The sequence below is a fragment of the Microbacterium ginsengiterrae genome (genome assembly GCF_014205075.1).
In the GTDB taxonomy this organism is placed as follows: domain Bacteria; phylum Actinomycetota; class Actinomycetes; order Actinomycetales; family Microbacteriaceae; genus Microbacterium; species Microbacterium ginsengiterrae.
On record NZ_JACHMU010000001.1, the window covers coordinates 377484 to 393156 of the forward strand.

The following is a 15673-nucleotide window of genomic DNA, read 5'->3' on the forward strand; positions in this document are numbered from 1 at the left end:
GTCATACGATGGAGGGCTATGTCTTCCCCTGCCATCTCGTATCCCCCCGAGCTGCCCGTCAGCGCGGCGAGGGAGGAGATCGCCGATGCCATCCGCGACCACCAGGTGGTCGTCGTCGCCGGCGCCACAGGGTCGGGAAAGACGACACAGCTGCCGAAGATCTGCCTCGAACTCGGCCGCACGGCCATCGCCCACACGCAGCCGCGGCGTCTCGCCGCCCGCACCATCGCCGAACGTGTGGCGGAGGAACTGCAGGTCGAGCTGGGCGGCCTGGTCGGCTACAAGGTGCGCTTCACGGATCAGGTCTCTGATGCGACGCAGATCGCGCTGATGACCGACGGCATCCTGCTCAACGAGATCCACCGCGACCGTCTGCTGCGCCGTTACGACACGATCATCATCGACGAGGCGCACGAGCGGTCCCTCAACGTCGACTTCCTGCTCGGATATCTCACCCGGATCCTGCCGGAGCGCCCGGATCTGAAGGTCATCATCACCTCGGCGACGATCGACCCGCAGAGCTTCGCGGCGCACTTCGCCGCGGCCGACGGCACCCCGGCGCCGATCATCGAGGTCTCCGGGCGCACCTACCCCGTCGATATCCGCTACCGTCCGGTCGCCGACGCGGGCACAACTCCGGAGAAATCGGCCGGCGGAGGCTCGGAGGAGCTGCCGACACAGCGATCGACGAAAAAACTCCGGAGTAATGCGACGGGCGAGCCGGAGGACGAGGTCTCCGCGATCGTCGCAGCGCTGCGCGAACTCGACCGCGAGGCGCCGGGCGACGTGCTCGTCTTCCTCCCCGGGGAGGCGGAGATCCGGGATGCCGCGGACGCCGTCCGCGCGGCGTACACCTCGACGAGCGCCCCGGTCGAGGTGCTGCCGCTGTACGGCCGGCTGTCGGCCGCGGAGCAGCACCGCGTGTTCGAGCGGAGCCGCGTCGCCGGTGTCCGCCGCCGTGTCGTCCTGGCCACCAACATCGCGGAGACGAGCCTCACGGTGCCCGGCATCAAGTACGTCATCGACACCGGGACCGCCCGCATCTCCCGGTACAGCAACCGGTCCAAGGTGCAGCGCCTGCCGATCGAACCCATCTCGCAGGCGTCGGCGAACCAGCGCTCCGGGCGCGCGGGCCGCACCAGCGACGGCATCGCCATCCGCCTGTACGACGAAGAGGACTTCGCCCGAAGGGCGGAGTACACCGAGCCAGAGATCCTGCGCACGTCGTTGGCGTCGGTCGTGCTCCAGATGCTCACGCTGGGCTTCGGCGACATCACCGCCTTCCCCTTCCTCACTCCCCCGGACTCCCGAGGCATCAAGGCGGCGTTCGACCTGCTCACCGAGCTCGGAGCCGTCGACCTGCGCGGCGACACCCCCCGGCTGACGAAGATCGGGCGCGACATCTCGCGGATGCCGATCGACCCCCGTTTCGCCCGCATGCTGCTCGAGTCGCAGAAGAACGGTGTCGAGCACGACGTGCTGGCGATCGTCGCCGGTCTCACGATCCAGGACGTACGCGAGCGCCCTTCCCAGGACGCGCCGCAGGCCGTCCGTGACACCGCTGACCGGATGCATGCGCGCTTCACGGACCCGACCAGCGACTTCCTCGCCCTCCTGAACCTCTGGAACCATCTGCGCGAGCAGCAGAGCGCACTCGGCTCCAGTGCGTTCCGGCGCCTGTGCCGTTCCGAGCATCTGAACTACGTCCGTGTACGCGAGTGGTTCGACGTGCACCGCCAGCTGCGGTCACTGGTCAAGGGCGGGCAGCAGAAGGGCCGGCAGAAGACCGAGGGGGCAGCCGACCCTGATGCCATCCACCGCGCGCTCCTGTCCGGCCTTCTCTCCCAGATCGGCATCCTGGACGAGCGCAGCACCACGTCCGCGGCGATGTCCAAGCCGGGGGCGCCGAAGACGAAGCGCAAGGTCGCCGAGTACCGCGGGGCGCGGGGCATCCGGTTCTCGGTCTTCCCCGGCTCCGGCCTGCGCAAGCAGAGCCCGCAGGCCGTCATGGCCGCCGAGATCGTCGAGACGTCGCGCACCTACGCGCGGACCGTTGCGGCGATCGACCCCGCGTGGGCCGAGTCGCTGGCGGGCGATCTCGCCAAGCGCCAGATCTCCGAGCCGCGCTGGTCGAAGGATGCCGGCGCCGCCGTCGCCACGGAGAAGGTCACGCTGTTCGGGGTGGAGATCATCCCGCGCCGGCGGATCCAGTTCGCACGGATCGATCGCCCGGCCTCCAGAGAGCTGTTCGTGCGCCACGCACTCGTCGAGGGCGAGTGGGACCCCGGGCGCATCGACAAGCGCGTCAGTGCGTTCTGGCGCAGCAACCTTGAGCTGCGCCGGCGCCTCGAGAAGCTCGAGGAGCGCGAGCGGCGTCGCGACATCCTCGCCGGCGACGAGGCGGTGTTCCGGTTCTACGACGAGCGGATCCCGTCCGACGTGTTCGACGTGCGGTCGTTCGAGAACTGGTGGCGCGAGACGCTGCAGAAGACACCGAAGCTGCTCGTCATGCGCGAGAGCGACCTCATCGATGACGGCGATCGGGCCGACAAGGACGAGTTCCCCTCCCGCTGGACACAGGGCGATCAGGTGCTCTCGCTCGCGTATCGCTTCGAACCGGGGGCCGCGGATGACGGCGTGAGCGTCGTCGTCCCCCTCCCTCTGCTCGCGCAACTCGCCGACCGCGGGTTCGACTGGCAGGTGCCGGGGCTGCGGGCGGAGCTGGTGACCGCACTGCTGCGCGCGCTGCCGAAGGCCATCCGTCGGCACGTGGTGCCCGCGGCCGACTGGGCTGACCGGTTCGGTGAAGCGCTGGCCGAACAGGGCCCGGAGCGACACGAGGGCCTCCCGGAGCGCTCGCTGAAGGAGGCACTTGCCCGGCTCATCCAGCCGCTCGCCAATCAGCCGGTCGCCGCGTCGGACTTCGAGGACGATCGTGTCCCCGGTCACCTGCGGATGAACTTCCGCGCCGTGGACGAGCGCGGCCGCGTCGTCGGTTCGGCACGCGATCTGGCCGAGCTCCAGAACACGCTCTCCGACCGCGCGAGGGCGAGCGTTGCCCGCTCCGTCTCGCGGCCGGCGGGCCGCGCCCCGCAGCCGGGCCCCGGCCCGTCGTCGGACGCCCGTCCGGGCGGTGCGTCAGCGCCGATCGAGCGCGACGGCCTCACGAGCTGGACGTTCGGGGACCTTCCGGAGGTCCTCGACACGAGGGTGGCCGGGGGCGTGGTGCGCGGGTATCCGGCGATCGTCGATCAGGGCAAGACCGTCTCAGTGCGCGTCGAGGCCACTGCGGAGGCGGCAGAGAGCGCCACCCGCGACGGCGTCCTCCGGCTCGTGCTGCTGAACGTCCCCTCCCCCGCCTCCTACGTTCAGGAGCACCTCACGTCGAAGGAGAAGCTGGCCCTCGCCGCTTCCCCGTACCCCTCCGTCGCCGCGCTCATCGAGGATGCGAGATCCGCCGTGGCGCGCGCGGCGCTCGAGCGGACGAACCCCGGCGTCATCCGCACCGAGGCGGAATTCGGGAAGGCGAGGGATACCGTGAACGCGACCCTCGTTGACGACCTCTTCCAGACCGTGTCGCTGGTCGCCCGCATCCTCACCGCCTCTCGCGATGTCGAACGCGGGATGAAGGCGCAGAACTCGCTCGCGCTGCTCGGGCCGCTCGGGGACATCCGGTCGCAACTGAGCGGGCTCCTGCATCCTGGTTTCATCTCCGCGGCCGGCACCGACCGGCTGACGCACTTCCCGCGCTATCTGCAGGGCATGGTCGAGCGCCTGCAGACGCTGGCGAACGAGCCGGGCCGTGACCGCGCGCGGATGACGGAGTACGAGCGGGTCTCGCAGGCCTTCGCGGATGCTGGCGGCGTGATCCCCCTGCCCGCCGATGCCCCGCCGGCGCTCGTGGAGGTGCGCTGGCTGCTCGAGGAGTACCGCGTGAGCGTGTTCGCTCAGCGTCTGGGGACGGCCAAGCCCGTCTCGCCGCAGCGCATCATGAAGGCGCTTTCCGCCCTCTGACCGCGTGCGGGTTGCATCCGCTCGCGGGGGCCCGGGTAGCCTGGCGGCATGGCTCGCGCGATCGTCTACACCGAACTCGGCTCCCCCGACGTCCTCCAGCTCGTCGAGGTCCCCGATCCCGTCGCCGGCTCCGGTGAGGTCGTCGTCCGCATCGAGGCGGCAGGCGTCAATCCGCTCGACGCGAAGCGGCGCAGCGGCAAGCGCCCGTCGCCTCCGATCACCGAGCCGCGTCACGTGGGCTTCGACGGCGCAGGAGTCGTCGACTCCGTCGGCGAGGGGGTGAGCGACTTCACCGTCGGCGACCGGGTCGTCATCCGCGACACGATGGGCACGTACGCCAGCCACCTCGTCGTCAGCGCCGCTCACCTTGCCCACCTTCCGGATGCCGTGACGGCCGCGGAAGCCGCCGCGCTGCCGATCCCGGTCGGTACGGCGTACCAGTGCCTTAGGTCGCTCGGGGTCGGTCAGGGCGACACCCTGCTCATCCACGCGGGGTCGGGCGCGGTCGGTCAGGCCGCGATCCAGTTCGCCGTCGCCTGGGGTGCGACCGTGGTCGCCACCGGCAGCGAGTCACGACACGAGCAGCTGCGCGACCTCGGAGCCATCCCCGTCGCGTACGGTGACGGACTCATCGACCGCGTGCGCGCTGCCGTCGACGGTGACATCACCGTCGCGCTGGACTGCGCAGGGACGGACGAGGCCATCCGGACCTCACTCGACCTCGTCGCCGACCGCGATCGCATCGCGACGATCGTGCGAGGCCCCGACGCGGCGGATTTCGGAATCCGCGCATTCAGCGGCGGCGCGCCCGAACCGCTGACCGAGCAGGAACTCGCCTGGCGGGTGGAGGGCCTGCGCGTCGCGATCGACCTCATCGCCGCCGGCGACTTCCAGGTGGAGCTGGGGCCCGAGTTGCCGCTCAGCGAAGCCGCCGAGGCCCACCGCCTCGTCGAGTCGCATCAGGCACGAGGCAAGATCACGCTCATCCCCTGAGAGACGGGGAAGCCTGCGCGTCTGCTCTACGCTGGAGGGCATGACTGAACTTCGCTGGGGAATTCTCGCTACGGGCGGCATCGCTCACGCCTTCGCGTCCGATCTGCGCACTGCCGGCCTCGACCTGGTCGCCGTCGGCTCGCGCTCCCAGGAGTCCGCCGACGCGTTCGCTGCGGAGTTCGAGATCCCGCGCGCACACGCATCCTACGAAGCGCTCGCCGCCGACCCCGACGTCGACATCATCTACGTCTCGACTCCGCACCCCATGCACCACGCAGGGGCCAAGCTCGCCCTTGAGAACGGCAAGCACGTCCTCGTCGAGAAGGCGTTCACCGTCAACCGCGCAGAGGCCGAGGAACTCCGACAGCTGGCCGCCGACCGCGGCCTTCTCGTCATGGAGGCGATGTGGACCCGGTACCTCCCGCATATGGTGCGCATCCGCGAGATCATCGCGGAGGGCACGCTGGGCGAGATCCGCGTGGTCACCGCCGACCACACCCAGAAGATCAGCGACGACCCCGCGCACCGGCTCAATGCCCTCGAGCTCGGCGGCGGCGCGCTGCTGGACCTCGGCATCTACCCGATCTCGTTCATCTGGGACGTGCTCGGAGCCCCCGAGACCGTCACCGCGTCCGCCCGCCTGGCCGACACGGGCGCCGACGCCGAGGTCGCCACGATCATGACCCACGCCGGTGGCGCCGTCTCGACGAGCGTGTCCTCGTCGCGGGCCGCCGGTCCCAACGCCGCCGCCGTCATCGGCACGGACGCGCGGATCGAGATCGACCGGGTCTGGTACGCGCCCACATCCTTCCGTGTCGTCGCACCGAACGGCGACGTGCTCGAGAGCTACGAGTCCGACATCGACGGACGCGGCATGCAGTACCAGGCGCTCGCGGCCGAGCGGCTCGTGCGCGACGGCATCCTGGAGGGCGACATCCTCCCCATCGCCGAGAGCGTCGCGATCATGGGCACCCTCGATGAGATCCGGGCGCAGATCGGCGTCCGCTACCCGAGCGAGGAGGGCCTCGATGCCTGACCCCCAGGACCCACGCGTCGCGGTCTATCTCGACTTCGACAACATCGTCATCTCCTGGTACGACCGCGTCCACGGCCGCAACGCCTATAGCAAGGACCGCCAGCGGATCGCGGACGACCCCCACGACCCCGAGGTCTCCGCGCGTCTCAAGGACGCGATGATCGAGGTCGGAGCCATCATCGACTACGCGGCGTCCTTCGGAACGCTCGTGCTGACGAGGGCGTACGCCGACTGGTCGTCCCCGGTCAACGCCGAGTACCGTTCGCAGCTCGTCGCGCGCGCCGTCGACCTCGTGCAGTTGTTCCCCGCAGCGGCATATGCGAAGAACGGTGCCGACATCCGGCTCGCAGTGGATGCCGTGGAGGACATGTTCCGCCTCTCCGACCTCACGCACGTGGTGCTCGTCGCCGGCGACAGCGACTACGTCCCGCTGGCGCAGCGGTGCAAGCGGCTCGGTCGCTACGTCATCGGCGTCGGGGTCGCCGGGTCGACGGCGAAGTCCCTCGCCGCCGCCTGCGACGAGTTCGAGTCCTACGACTCACTGCCCGGTGTCGCACGACCCGTCTCCAAGAAGGTCGCGCCGGCACCGTCGGCGGAGCCCGAGGAGGACGCGCCGGTCAAGACGAGGGCGGCAAGTCGCAGTCGCGCGAAGAAGGCCCCCAAGTCGGCGGACGTCGACACCGCACAGCCCACCGAGCAGGACGAGGCCACCGCACTGCTGCAGCGCGCGCTGCGCCTCGGTCATGACAAGGCGGACGCCGACGAGTGGCTGCACAGCTCGGCGGTGAAGACGCACATGCGGCGCATGGACCCGTCCTTCAGCGAGAAGGCCCTCGGCTACCGCTCGTTCTCGGATTTCCTGAAGTCGCGCGAGCAGATCGCCGAGCTCGAGGAGACCGGCCACGAGCGTCTCGTCAGGTTGCGCGAGAGCTGACCTTCTCACCACGGACGGCACGCAGCGCCGGCTCCAGCTCCGGGTGCGCGAATCGGTAGCCGGCGTCGAGGAGCACCTGCGGGGCGACCCAACGGCTCTTGAGGAGCAGCTCGGGTTCCACCCGCAGCACCCACATCGCCGGTTCCAGCATGAATCGCCATGCCGGCATCCCGATCGGCATCCCCACGACGCGACGAAGTGTGGCCATCAGCGTGCGGTTGTCCGTCTGCGTCGGTGCCGACATGTTGACGGCCCCGTGGATGGACGGTGTGTCCCTGATGAACCGAATCGCACCGACGAAGTCGTCGACGTGGATCCAGCTGAACTTCTGCCGCCCCTTGGATCGCACCCACATCGGCTGGTGCGGTTCGGTGGGATGAGGGCCGATGCCGCGGTAGCGACGGTGCGGGAACCACCATCCGTCGAACTGCGGGCCGCCGAGCCCGAAGCGGGCGAGACGGAAGAACACGCGCGTGGCCGGTCCGTCACCGAGCACGATGGTGGTGCGCAGGGCGACGCGGCGAGTGGCAGGAAGGTCCGCACGGAACAGCTCCGCCTCCCACGTCCGTGCGACGTCGGGAGAGAAACCGGTGTCCACTGCCTCGTCGGCCTCCGTCTGGGGGCGATCGAGCGCGTACCGGTAGACGGTCGCACTGCTCGCGTTCATCCACACGGCCGGCGGTCGGGCGGACTGCGCGATGGCGTCGCTGAGAGCCCTCGTCGTATCGACGCGCGATCGGAGGATCTCGTCGCGGTTGGCCGTGGTGTACCGGCAGTCGACGCTCTTGCCGGCGAGGCCGACGACGAGGTCCGCGCCGTCCACGACGCGGAGCACCGAGGCGGGATCATCCCACCGCGCGTCGGGTCCCGTGCGTCCGATCACACGGACGTCGTATCCCTCGGCCTCCAGCGCCTTCTTCAGGGAGGTGCCGAGGAACCCGGTACCGCCCCCGATGACCGCGAGCCTGCTGGGGGCGGACATCAGCCTTCCTCCCTCTTGCGCTTGGCGATCTCCTCGCGCAGCCGCCATTCCTCGATCTCACGGTCGAGGTCCGCGATCTGCTGCTCGGTCGTCCGCGTGTCCGTCGGTGCTGCGCGCTGCGGAGCGGTCGGTGTCGCCCTCGAGGGACGGCCGGATCCGCGTGCCATCCTCGGCATCGTCACACCGCCGGCGTACTCGCGACCGAGAGCGAACCACAGGATGCCGCCGATGAGCGGGAGCAGGACGACGAGGATCACCCAGACCAGCTTCGGGAGGTGCTTCACCTGCGAGTCATCGCGCCGGATGATGTCCACGAGGGCTCCGATCATCAGAGCGAGGACGATGAGCGAGAGGAACGGCATGCCCTCAGCGTAGACGAGGGATGGTTTGATGAGCAGGTGTCGTTTCTTCATCCTCCAGCCCCTATACTCTTGACCGGCCGGCTGGTCGAGCTGCGCCCCCTGGACCGCGCACACCTCGACGGGCTCGTCGAGGCCGTGAGCGAAGGCGACCTCTGGCAGACCGCCTGGTACACGTCGGTCCCCGCACCGGACGGCGTCGCGGACGAGATCGAGCGTCGCCTCGCCCTGCAGGAAAAGGGCGAGATGGTGCCGTTCACGGCCGTCGATCACGCGGGCCGCATTCTCGGCATGACGTCCTTCTACGATCTCGACGACACGGTGCCCCGGCTGCACATCGGCTACACATGGAACCGACCGTCCGCCCACGGGACCGGCACCAACGCCGAATCCAAGCTGCTGCTGATGACGCACGCGTTCGAGACCCTCGGAGTCTTCCGTGTCGGTCTGACGACCCAGTGGGTGAACCTGCAGTCACGCGCCGCGATCGAGCGGCTTGGCGCGAAGCAGGACGGCGTGATGCGCGCCATGTCGCGCTATCGCAACGGCGCGCTGCGCGACTCCGTCGAGTACTCCGTGATCGAGCCGGAGTGGCCCGCCGTGAAGGCCACCCTGCAGGCGCGCCTCGCGCGGCACTCCTGACGTGTAGCGTTTCCCGCGCGATCCCGAAAGCCCCTCCGGATGCCGCGGCGCCGCGGTTATCGTTCCGGGATGGACACGCAACTGACCGCACTCATGATCAACTGCACCCTCAAGCCGTCTCCGGCAGAATCCAGTTCGGATGTGCTGGGTCGTCAGATCCTCTCGGCATTGGCCGGTCACGGCGTCGGCGTGGACAGCATCCGCGCCGTCGACCATGACATCCGCCCTGGCGTGGAGACCGACATGGGTGACGGCGACGAGTGGCCGGCGCTTCGCGAACGCGTGCTGGACGCTGACATCATCGTCTTCATGACCCCGACATGGCTCGGACAGCACTCCAGTGTCGCCCAGCGCGTCCTGGAGCGACTGGATGCCGAGCTCAGCGAGACCGACGACGAGGGCCGCCCGATCCTGTTCGACAAGGTCGCCATCGCCGGAGTGGTCGGCAATGAGGATGGCGCGCACCACATCACCGGCATCCTCTACCAGTCACTGAGCGACGTCGGCTTCACGATTCCTGCGCAGGGCTGCGTGTACTGGAACGGCGAAGCGATGCAGGGCACCGATTACAAGGACCTGCCACGCACTCCCGATACGGTCGCGCAGACCACGAGCACCGCAGCGGCGAACGCTGTTCACCTCGCGGAGCTGCTCCACGAACGGCGGTACCCGTCTTCCTGACCGGGAGGCAGGTCAGGGAAGCCGGTGCCCGGCGGCGAGGAAGAGCTCGTACCACTCCGGGCGCGTGAGCTCGACGTCGGCGCCGGCCGCGGCGTCGCGCACGCGCTCGGGAGTCGTCGTTCCGAGGACCACCTGCATCTTCGCCGGATGCCGCGTGATCCACGCCGTCGCGATGGCGATCGGGGGGACGTCGTACTTCTCCGCCAGGCGGTCGATCACCGCGTTGAGCTCGGGGTAGTCGGGATTGCCGAGGAAGACTCCGTTGAAGAACCCTGCCTGGAACGGCGACCATGCCTGGACGGTGATGCCGTTGATCCGGCAGTAGTCGACGATCCCGCCGCCGTCGCGCTCGATGCTCTGCTGCTCGCCGGCCATGTTCATGGTGATCGGCTGCGCGATCATCGGGGCGTGCGTGATCGACAGCTGGAGCTGGTTGGCGACCAGCGGCTGCGTCACCGCGGTGCGGAGGAGATCGATCTGGCGCGGGGTGTGGTTGGAGACGCCGAAGGCCCGCACCTTCCCGGCTGCGGCGAGTTCGTCGAACGCTCTGGCGACCTCGTCGGGTTCGACCAGGGCGTCCGGCCGATGCAGGAGGAGCACGTCGATGTAGTCCGTGCGCAGCGCGCGCAGCGAACCCTCGACCTGGGTGATGATGTGCTCGTACGAGAAGTCGAACATCTTCCCGGGAACGATCCCGCACTTCGTCTGCAGAGTGATCTCGGATCGCTCAGCACCGCTGAGGTTCAGTGCCTGGCCGAAGCGCTCCTCGCAGGCGTGCATGCGCCCGCCGTAGATGTCCGCGTGATCGAAGAAGTCGATGCCCGCGTCGCGAGCGGTCTGATACAGGTCGCGGATCTGCGCATCATCCTTGTCGATGATGCGCATCATTCCGGCGATGACAGCAGGGGCCTCGGCCGAGCCGAACGGTACGGAGCGCATGATCGGTCTCAGTTGGTCGCGGGGCCGCCATCCCAGTTGTTCGAGCGACGGGTGGCACCCCCGCGGTCGGCGCGCATGATCCAGGCCATCGAGAGGCAGAAGAGGGCGAGGCCCGCGCAGAAGAGCAGCGCTTCGAAACCGACGATGTCGTGCGAGATGCCCATCACCCACATTCCGCCGATGAACAAGACCAAGAAGATGATGAAGCTGAGAATCACGGCTGCCTCCTGTTGTGAATGCTCTGTCCAGGATAGTCGGACGCCCCGACTGTCCGTGCCGCTTCAGCTCCGCAGCGGAACCCGCACGTCGCCGCCCGCTTCCTCCGACAGGCGCTCCCCCATCTGTACGACGGTCGGGTCGCCGACGAACCCTCCGGCGAACAGCGCCTGGCCCTGCGTGAAGTCCTTCGCCCGGCGGATGGATTCCTCCGGAGCGAATCCGAACACGGCCGCGAGCTCTGCGAGGTCCCGCGGCGCGTTGACCCTCATCAGGCCGAGGTTGTCGCACTGCGACAGCACGTTGGGATGGATCTTCGTCGGCCGTTGCGTGGAGAGGAACAGCCAGAGCCCGAACTTGCGCCCCTCCGCGGCGATCTGGATGAGTTGCGCTGTGAGCGCGCGCTCGACGGCCGTCGCCGGCTCCGGGGAGCAGAGGTTGTGCGCCTCGTCGATCACGATCAGGATCGGGCGGCGCTCCTCGCGCCTGGCCCAGAGCTGTTCGAGGACGGCCAGGGCGGCCACGCGCGGTTCGGCGGGGTGGTCGAATCCGCCGAGATCGAGCACCGTCGCGCGAGGACGCTCGGCGATGACATCCACCACGGAGGAGGACCCGCGCGACCACAGGTCCCACTCCAGCACCTGCAGGTTCTCCATGCGGTTGGCCAGCCGCGTGCGGACGGGGTCGCCGCTCGCGCGCAGCGCCCTGACCATCGAGGCCGCGTCGAACTGCGCAGCAGTGGCCGCGCCGTGACCGAACGCCTCCTCCTCCAGGTGCAGGAGGGCGTTGTATTCCTCGGCGTCCGCGATCGGGTCGATCTGCAGCACGGCGGCCTTGGCGGCGGGAGAGAGATCGACGTAGCGGGTGTGCAGGCCCTCCCCCTCAGAGTCGCCCGAACGGAAGACGCGCATGTCGAGTTCGCTCCAGCGCGCAGCATCCTCCGGCGCCGCCGTCGCCCGCGGCTCCCGCAATCGCACGAAGTCCGCGTTGGGGTCGAGGATGAGTATCGGCAGTTCCGTCTCGAGCAGCAACTGCTCCAGCACGACGCCGAGGGCGTAGGTCTTGCCGCTCCCGCTCTGACCGCACCAGAACGTATGCCGATTGAACTTTCGCGCGTCGAGTCGCGCGGGCGTTCCCGGTGCTTCGAGTACCTCGCCGACGGTCAGAGCTGTCATGGTGTCCTTTCGCTGTGGTTCCACATTGCCCTGTTCCTGCGCTCGGGCAAAGTCGCGCGGCGCGACACGAAGAGATGCGACACAGGGCAAAGCGACGGACCGCGACACCCGTCATGATGATGGCATGACGATCTTCCCCGCCACGGTGTCATTCGAGAACTTCGCCCGCATCGAGAGCGAACGCATGTTCGCCGGCATCGCCGCCGCGGCAGGTTCGTCCAACGTGTGGAACCACTTCCGCGTCCCGACCCCCGTCGATGCGCAGACGGTGATCCGCATGAACCGCGACACTCTGTACAGCGCAGCGATCATCGACGTCTCCGAGGGCGCGACCATCACGCTGCCTGAGGCAGCGGGTCGATACATCTCGATCATGCTGGTCAACCAGGATCACTTCATCAACCGCGTGCTGCACGACGCCGGGACCTATGAGCTCACGGCCGCAGACCTCGGGAGCGATTTCGTGTGCGCGGCCGCGCGCATCCTCGTCGACCCGGAGGATCCGGCGGACGTCGCAGAGGTGAATCGTCTGCAGGACCTGCTCGCGCTCACCTCGGTCCGCGGACAGCAGTTCGCTCCCGCGCCATACGATCCCGATTCGTTCACCCAGACGCGCGCGGCGCTGTTGGTGCTCGCCAAGGGTCTGAGCGGACTGGCGCGGTGCTTCGGCCGTCGCGAGGACGTCGATCCCATCCGTCATCTGCTGGGTTCCGCCTCCGCGTGGGGCGGACTGCCCGAGTCGGAGGCCTCCTACATCAACGTCGAGCCCGGGCTCCCTGTCGGGGAGTACACGCTCTCCGTGGGCGAGGTCCCCGTGGACGGTTTCTGGTCCGTGTCGCTGTACAACGCGGAAGGATACTTCGAGCCCAACGATCTCGGCGCGTACAGCGTCAACAGCGTCACCGGCATCCCCGATGAGGACGGCTCGATCAGCATCCGCTTCGGCGGCGACCCTGCGGCGCCCAACCACCTGCCACTGACGGAGGGGTGGAACTACCTCGTGCGCCTGTACCGCCCACGCCCGGAGGTTCTCGACGGAACGTGGTCATTCCCCACGATCTCGGGTCGATGAGGTCTCGCCGTCGCCGACGGGCGGTCGTGCAGGCTCCTGTCGGTCTAATCTGTGGACATGCCCTCTCGTTTCTCTCTGACTCGCGCCATGACGACGGAGGAAGGCGTCTACGGTCTGATCCTCGTCTCCGGCCTCATCGCGGCGTCCGGAAGCGCGGGGGCGCCGGCATGGAAGACGCTCGTCTTCACGGCGGTGACGGTCCTCGTGTTCTGGATCGCGCACGTGTACGCGGGGGCTGTCGCGATGCACGGTTCGCCGTCCGCCGCAGGAACGCCGGTGTCGATACGCGAGGCCACGCGCTCTGCTGTGCGGAAGTCCCGCGGCCTGCTCGCCGCGACGCTCGCGCCTGCGGCGGCGCTGATGTTCGGCGCCGTCGGGCTCATCGGCGATGTCGCTGCGACGTGGACGGCGATGTGGGTGTGCGTGTCCGTTCTCGCGGTGCTGGGATACGTCGCATACCGCCGCAAAGGCGCTCCGATGTGGGTGCGTCTGATCGGCGCGGTGTCGACCGCCTCGTTCGGTATCGTCATCATCATCGCGAAGGCCATCGTCACGCACTGACGGCACGTTCTCAGACGGACGTCACGGACGGATGCTGACGAGCAGACGCTCCAGCGCGGCGTGTGCCTGGCGCCTCGCCGCGGCAGGGTCGGAGTGCTGAGCGATCCAGAGGGCTGCTTCGTTCATCGCACCGGAGAGCAGCACCGCTGTCGCCTCGAGCCGATCGCTGGCGATGCCGATACTGCGCAGCGCGTCGCGCAGATGTGCGGCCGAGTTCTCCGCATCCAGACGCCGCCATTCCTCCCACCCGATGACTGATGGCGCATCGGTGAGCAGGATCTGCACCGCCGGGCCGGTCGTGATCGCATCGAGGAACGCGCGTGACCCCGCCTGCAGTCGTTCCAGGGCATCCTCACCGGCGGCCTCAGCAGCGCGCGTGACAGCCTCAGCGACGTCGAGCTGGAGCTTCGTGGCAACAGCCAGGAACAGACCCGCCTTGTTGTCGTAGTGATGGTAGACGGCTCCGCGTGTGACGCCGGTCGCCCGCGCCACATCATCCACCGACACGGCGCCGAAGCCGCGAGAGGCGAACAGGCCGGTCGCCGTCGAGAGAAGCTGCTGGGCGGTGATGGCGGCGGCGGCGGCCGAGGCGCGAGGCATCATGCTTCCTTTACGTACACAGTGTATGTATTCTGAGCTTTACATACACATTGTACGTATAAGGAGAGAGAAATGACCGCCACCGGCTTCTACCCCGTTCTCATGTCCGACGACGTTGCTGCCGCATCCTCGTTCTACCGCGAAGCACTCGGATTCGCCGTCGTGTTCGAGTCCGATTGGTACGTGAGCCTGCGCCTCGGCGCGTTCGAGTTGGCGATCCTCGACCACCGCCACATGACCGTCCCCGAGGGCTATCGGACCACTCCGCGAGGCGTCATCGTCAACCTCGAGGTCGACGATGTGGATGTCGTGCACCATCACCTCACCCAGGAGATCGGACTGGACCCACTCCTCAGCATCCGCGACGAGGCGTTCGGCCAGCGCCACTTCATCGTGGCCGCTCCGGACGGCGTCCTGCTCGATGTCATCCAACCGATCCCGCCGTCAGAGGCGTACGCGGCAGCGTACGCCGAGGCATGAGAACCGACCCGCGGCGTAGGGTGGTGCGACGGAGGTCGATCATGAAGCGTTCACTCGGGTGGTTTCTTCCCTTCTTCGTCATCACCGTGGCATCAGGCGCCGCTCTGATCCTGTTGACGCCCGGCGCCGTCGACTCCGCGGCCTCTTCGCCGGTGTGGGCGATGTCAGCGCTCGGTGCAGTGTTCGCCGCCAGTGCGTTCGTCGCCTGGAAGGTACGCCCGGAACTGACGCCGGCGGAGTGAGCGACCTGCCGACGCACTGATCGCGGCGTCCAGTAGTCGACGACGGGCCGCGGTCTCGCCTGGGACGATCAGCGCCGAGCAGGAGACGGGGTCACTTGGATCAGCGGTTCGCGGCGGCAGTTACCGCCCCAGGCGAAAAGAACTGGCCCCACCGAGAACGTCGGTGGGGCCAGTTCGATCAGTCGCATGACGACCGTGGGATCAGCAGCGATGTGCGCCCTTTTGATAAGTGACGCACATCGGTTGCAGTTGGCTCAAGACCCTGCTGGGGTCAATGAACGCCGCTCCATCGTCGATTCGTCGCAGTAGTTGGCGCGGTGCGGATGCGTCGAGGATCAGACGAGCGTCACCATGAGCTCTTCCACGCGTGCCCTGATGTCGTCTCGGACGCCGCGAACAACGTCGATGGGTTGCCCGGCGGGGTCGGTGAGTTCCCAGTCCTCGTACCGCTTGCCGGGAAAGATCGGGCAAGCGTCGCCACAACCCATCGTGATCACGACGTCCGCGACACGTACGGCGTCGGTGGTGAGGATCTGCGGAACTGCGGCAGCGATGTCGATGCCTTCTTCGGCCATGACCTCGACCGCCGTGGGGTTCACGGACTCCCCAGGCGCGCTGCCTGCCGAGAAGACATCGATGCGGTCGCCCGCCAGGGCCCGCAAGTAGCCGGCGGCGATCTGGGATCGTCCGGCATTGTGGACACAAACGAACAGAACAGCGGGTTTGGCGGTGTCAGTCACGGTTCTT

17 protein-coding genes are annotated in these 15673 nt (G+C 68.3%); 10 read left to right on the plus strand and 7 right to left on the minus strand.

The features are described 5' to 3' along the window. Nucleotides 1–18: 18 nt before the first annotated feature. The 4 genes from hrpA to HD600_RS01915 are packed head-to-tail and all read left to right on the plus strand — an operon-like array spanning nucleotide 19 to nucleotide 6977. Entirely contained in the window at nucleotides 19–4014 is a 3996-nt protein-coding gene (gene hrpA, locus HD600_RS01900; protein WP_184281190.1) for an ATP-dependent RNA helicase HrpA, read from the plus strand. A gap of 48 nt (nucleotides 4015–4062) precedes the next feature. Continuing rightward, complete coding sequence (locus tag HD600_RS01905) at nucleotides 4063–5007, plus strand: quinone oxidoreductase family protein (RefSeq protein ID WP_184281192.1); 945 nt, start codon at nucleotides 4063–4065, stop codon at nucleotides 5005–5007. 40 nt (nucleotides 5008–5047) lie between these two features. Beyond that, entirely contained in the window at nucleotides 5048–6043 is a 996-nt protein-coding gene (locus HD600_RS01910) for a Gfo/Idh/MocA family protein (protein ID WP_144797446.1), read from the plus strand. Continuing rightward, a complete protein-coding gene (locus tag HD600_RS01915; protein ID WP_184281194.1) occupies nucleotides 6036–6977 on the plus strand; it encodes an NYN domain-containing protein in 942 nt (313 codons plus the stop codon). The genes HD600_RS01910 and HD600_RS01915 overlap by 8 nt, the downstream gene beginning before the upstream one ends. Here HD600_RS01915 and HD600_RS01920 read toward each other — a convergent pair. After that, nucleotides 6958–7959 carry an epimerase gene (locus tag HD600_RS01920; protein ID WP_184281196.1) on the minus strand — a complete coding sequence of 334 codons (1002 nt, stop codon included), beginning with the start codon at nucleotides 7957–7959 and terminating at the stop codon, nucleotides 6958–6960. The genes HD600_RS01915 and HD600_RS01920 overlap by 20 nt on opposite strands. Next, on the minus strand, nucleotides 7959–8321 hold the full coding sequence (locus HD600_RS01925; protein ID WP_184284615.1) for a PLDc N-terminal domain-containing protein: 363 nt from the start codon (nucleotides 8319–8321) through the stop codon (nucleotides 7959–7961). The genes HD600_RS01920 and HD600_RS01925 overlap by 1 nt, the downstream gene beginning before the upstream one ends. A gap of 36 nt (nucleotides 8322–8357) precedes the next feature. Between HD600_RS01925 and HD600_RS01930 the strand changes: the two genes are divergently transcribed. Beyond that, the gene (locus tag HD600_RS01930; RefSeq protein WP_184281198.1) at nucleotides 8358–8960 is read left to right on the plus strand and encodes a GNAT family N-acetyltransferase; all 603 of its coding nucleotides are present in this window, start codon (nucleotides 8358–8360) and stop codon (nucleotides 8958–8960) included. A gap of 69 nt (nucleotides 8961–9029) precedes the next feature. Beyond that, nucleotides 9030–9641: a flavodoxin family protein gene (locus tag HD600_RS01935; RefSeq protein ID WP_144797455.1), complete on the plus strand. Its 612-nt coding sequence runs from the start codon at nucleotides 9030–9032 to the stop codon at nucleotides 9639–9641. A gap of 12 nt (nucleotides 9642–9653) precedes the next feature. On the opposite strand, the gene HD600_RS01940 is transcribed toward HD600_RS01935, so the two are convergent. From HD600_RS01940 to HD600_RS01950, 3 genes are all read right to left on the minus strand, one after another. Further along, complete coding sequence (locus HD600_RS01940) at nucleotides 9654–10580, minus strand: aldo/keto reductase (protein WP_184281200.1); 927 nt, start codon at nucleotides 10578–10580, stop codon at nucleotides 9654–9656. Nucleotides 10581–10588: 8 nt separating this feature from the next. Then, nucleotides 10589–10798: a hypothetical protein gene (locus HD600_RS01945; RefSeq protein WP_144797456.1), complete on the minus strand. Its 210-nt coding sequence runs from the start codon at nucleotides 10796–10798 to the stop codon at nucleotides 10589–10591. Nucleotides 10799–10861: 63 nt separating this feature from the next. Then, a complete protein-coding gene (locus tag HD600_RS01950) occupies nucleotides 10862–11971 on the minus strand; it encodes an ATP-binding protein (protein ID WP_184281202.1) in 1110 nt (369 codons plus the stop codon). Between the two features lie 124 nt (nucleotides 11972–12095). Here HD600_RS01950 and HD600_RS01955 point away from each other — a divergent pair, with 124 nt between their 5' ends. Next, on the plus strand, nucleotides 12096–13043 hold the full coding sequence (locus tag HD600_RS01955; protein ID WP_184281204.1) for a DUF1214 domain-containing protein: 948 nt from the start codon (nucleotides 12096–12098) through the stop codon (nucleotides 13041–13043). An 87-nt stretch (nucleotides 13044–13130) separates the two neighbouring features. Then, nucleotides 13131–13604 carry a hypothetical protein gene (locus HD600_RS01960; protein WP_144797460.1) on the plus strand — a complete coding sequence of 158 codons (474 nt, stop codon included), beginning with the start codon at nucleotides 13131–13133 and terminating at the stop codon, nucleotides 13602–13604. A 21-nt stretch (nucleotides 13605–13625) separates the two neighbouring features. On the opposite strand, the gene HD600_RS01965 is transcribed toward HD600_RS01960, so the two are convergent. Beyond that, complete coding sequence (locus HD600_RS01965) at nucleotides 13626–14204, minus strand: TetR/AcrR family transcriptional regulator (protein WP_184284617.1); 579 nt, start codon at nucleotides 14202–14204, stop codon at nucleotides 13626–13628. A gap of 72 nt (nucleotides 14205–14276) precedes the next feature. Between HD600_RS01965 and HD600_RS01970 the strand changes: the two genes are divergently transcribed. Both HD600_RS01970 and HD600_RS01975 read left to right on the plus strand, forming a co-directional pair. After that, the gene (locus tag HD600_RS01970; protein ID WP_144797464.1) at nucleotides 14277–14684 is read left to right on the plus strand and encodes a VOC family protein; all 408 of its coding nucleotides are present in this window, start codon (nucleotides 14277–14279) and stop codon (nucleotides 14682–14684) included. Nucleotides 14685–14725: 41 nt separating this feature from the next. Next, on the plus strand, nucleotides 14726–14926 hold the full coding sequence (locus HD600_RS01975; protein ID WP_184281206.1) for a hypothetical protein: 201 nt from the start codon (nucleotides 14726–14728) through the stop codon (nucleotides 14924–14926). Nucleotides 14927–15261: 335 nt separating this feature from the next. On the opposite strand, the gene HD600_RS01980 is transcribed toward HD600_RS01975, so the two are convergent. Then, the gene (locus tag HD600_RS01980; protein ID WP_184281208.1) at nucleotides 15262–15666 is read right to left on the minus strand and encodes an arsenate reductase/protein-tyrosine-phosphatase family protein; all 405 of its coding nucleotides are present in this window, start codon (nucleotides 15664–15666) and stop codon (nucleotides 15262–15264) included. Between the last annotated feature and the right edge of the window lie 7 nt (nucleotides 15667–15673).

What these genes read in the sequence shown, in the direction of transcription:
- HD600_RS01970 (WP_144797464.1), top strand. Translation starts at nt 14,277, where the DNA reads ATGACCGCCACCGGCTTCTACCCCGTTCTCATGTCCGACGACGTTGCT.
- hrpA (WP_184281190.1), top strand. Translation starts at nt 19, where the DNA reads ATGTCTTCCCCTGCCATCTCGTATCCCCCCGAGCTGCCCGTCAGCGCG.
- HD600_RS01975 (WP_184281206.1), top strand. Translation starts at nt 14,726, where the DNA reads ATGAAGCGTTCACTCGGGTGGTTTCTTCCCTTCTTCGTCATCACCGTG.
- HD600_RS01920 (WP_184281196.1), bottom strand. Translation starts at nt 7,959, where the DNA reads ATGTCCGCCCCCAGCAGGCTCGCGGTCATCGGGGGCGGTACCGGGTTC.
- HD600_RS01915 (WP_184281194.1), top strand. Translation starts at nt 6,036, where the DNA reads ATGCCTGACCCCCAGGACCCACGCGTCGCGGTCTATCTCGACTTCGAC.
- HD600_RS01940 (WP_184281200.1), bottom strand. Translation starts at nt 10,580, where the DNA reads ATGCGCTCCGTACCGTTCGGCTCGGCCGAGGCCCCTGCTGTCATCGCC.
- HD600_RS01925 (WP_184284615.1), bottom strand. Translation starts at nt 8,321, where the DNA reads ATGCCGTTCCTCTCGCTCATCGTCCTCGCTCTGATGATCGGAGCCCTC.
- HD600_RS01955 (WP_184281204.1), top strand. Translation starts at nt 12,096, where the DNA reads ATGACGATCTTCCCCGCCACGGTGTCATTCGAGAACTTCGCCCGCATC.
- HD600_RS01910 (WP_144797446.1), top strand. Translation starts at nt 5,048, where the DNA reads ATGACTGAACTTCGCTGGGGAATTCTCGCTACGGGCGGCATCGCTCAC.
- HD600_RS01965 (WP_184284617.1), bottom strand. Translation starts at nt 14,204, where the DNA reads ATGCCTCGCGCCTCGGCCGCCGCCGCCGCCATCACCGCCCAGCAGCTT.
- HD600_RS01950 (WP_184281202.1), bottom strand. Translation starts at nt 11,971, where the DNA reads ATGACAGCTCTGACCGTCGGCGAGGTACTCGAAGCACCGGGAACGCCC.
- HD600_RS01905 (WP_184281192.1), top strand. Translation starts at nt 4,063, where the DNA reads ATGGCTCGCGCGATCGTCTACACCGAACTCGGCTCCCCCGACGTCCTC.
- HD600_RS01960 (WP_144797460.1), top strand. Translation starts at nt 13,131, where the DNA reads ATGACGACGGAGGAAGGCGTCTACGGTCTGATCCTCGTCTCCGGCCTC.
- HD600_RS01935 (WP_144797455.1), top strand. Translation starts at nt 9,030, where the DNA reads ATGGACACGCAACTGACCGCACTCATGATCAACTGCACCCTCAAGCCG.